Source organism: Acetobacter sacchari, from assembly GCF_017377715.1.
GTDB classification, from domain to species: domain Bacteria; phylum Pseudomonadota; class Alphaproteobacteria; order Acetobacterales; family Acetobacteraceae; genus Acetobacter; species Acetobacter sacchari.
Window position 1 is genome coordinate 1 of sequence record NZ_JAFVMF010000051.1, and the last position, 1,958, is coordinate 1,958.

1 protein-coding gene is annotated in these 1,958 nt (G+C 67.2%); it reads right to left on the reverse strand.

The genetic code is table 11. The features are described 5' to 3' along the window. A partial coding sequence (dxs, locus tag J2D73_RS20200; protein ID WP_207884206.1) for a 1-deoxy-D-xylulose-5-phosphate synthase occupies window positions 1-1,958 on the reverse strand: 1,958 nt, incomplete at both ends.

Genomic DNA, 1,958 nt, shown 5'->3' on the forward strand with positions numbered 1-1,958 from the left:
CGCTCTGGGTTATGTTTGAGTTGATACCGAGAGCGTTGAGTGCGGTTTTGACGATGTGCGGGGCGTTGAGTTCTGCGGTGTTGTATTGGTCGAACTGGTTGTCGTGGTCGATGAACCTGTCCGGCAGGGTCATGGTGCGCAGGCGGACGTTGTCGAGCAGGCCTGTCTTTGACAGGTGATGGGCGACGAGCGCCCCGAAGCCGCACTCCGAACCTTCCTCGATGGTGATCAGCAGCGCGTGGTTGCGCGCCAGCTGCTCGATCAGGGCGGTGTCCAGCGGCTTGGCGAAGCGCGCGTCGGCGACGGTTGGCGGCAGGCCGTGGGCTGTGAGCTGGTCGGCGGCCTTCAGCACCTCGACCATGCGCGGGCCGAGGTTGAGGATGGCGACGCCGCCTTTCTCGCGCCCGGACTGCGCGCCCATCTCGCGCACGATGCGGCCCTTGCCGATCTCGATGATCGAGCCCGCGGCCGGAAGCTCCAGCCCGAGGCCGTTGCCGCGCGGGTAGCGCAGCGCGATCGCGCCCTCGTCGAAGGCGGCGGCCGTCGCCGTCATGTGCAGCAGTTCAAGCTCGTCGCTCGGCGCCATGATCGTCATGTTCGGCAGGCAGCCGAGATAGGCCAGATCGAAGGAGCCCGCGTGGGTCGCTCCGTCCGCGCCGACAAGACCGGCGCGGTCGATGGCGAAGCGCACCGGCAGGTTCTGCAGCACCACGTCGTGGACCAGCTGGTCATAGGCGCGCTGCAGGAACGTCGAATAGATCGCGCAGAACGGCCGCAGCCCTTCCGTCGCCATGCCGGCGGCGAAGGTCACGGCGTGCTGCTCGGCGATGCCGACGTCGAAGAACCGGTCGGGGAACTTGCTGGCGAATTTGTCGAGGCCCGTGCCGGACGGCATCGCCGCCGTGATGGCGACGATCCTGTCGTCCTGCTCGGCGCTGCGGACCAGTTCGCGGGCGAACACGTTGGTCCAGGACGGCGGGCCGGGCGGGGCCTTGCTCTGCTCGCCGGTCACGATGTTGAACTTCGCGACCGCGTGGTACTTGTCGCCTGCGGCCTCGGCGGGCTTGTAGCCGCGGCCCTTCTCGGTGATGACGTGCAGCAGGATCGGGCCGTTGTCCGTGTCGCGCAGGTTGCGCAGGATCGGCACCAGCTGGCTGATGTCGTGCCCGTCGACGGGGCCGACGTAGTAGAAGCCCAGCTCCTCGAACAGCGTGCCGCCGGTGATCATGCCGCGCGCGTATTCCTCGGCCTTCTTGGCCGTGCGCTCGAGCCGGTCCGGCAACTTCTTCACGAACTTCCCGGCGAGGTCGCGCAGTCCCATGAACTGGCGCGAGGACATCAGGCGCGAGAGGTAGTTCGACATCGAGCCGACCGGCGGCGCGATGGACATCTCGTTGTCGTTGAGGATGACGATCAGACGCTCCGCGCCGGGTCCTGCCACGGCGGCGTTGTTCATCGCCTCATACGCCATGCCGGCGGAGATCGAGCCGTCGCCGATCACGGCGATGACGTTGCGCTCCCTGTAGGACGGATCGTCCCCGGCGCGCAGATGGTGCGCCACCGCCATGCCCAGGCCTGCGGAGATCGAGGTCGAGGAGTGGGCTGCGCCAAACGGGTCGTATTCGCTCTCCGAGCGGCGCGTGAAGCCCGAAAGCCCGCCCGGCTGGCGCAGCGTGCGGATGCGCTCGCGCCTGCCCGTCAGAATCTTGTGCGGGTAGGTCTGGTGCCCCACGTCCCAGATCACGCGGTCGTCCGGCGTGTCGAACACCGCGTGGATCGCAACCGTCAGCTCCACGACGCCCAACGACGACCCGAAATGACCGCCCGTCGTCGAAACCGTGTCCACGGTCTCCGCACGAAGCTCGTCCGCAACCTGCTTCAGCTGCTCAATCGACAGGTTCCGAAGGTCAACAGGAACGTCAACACGGTCCAGCAACGGAAAACGACCCACCGTGGGG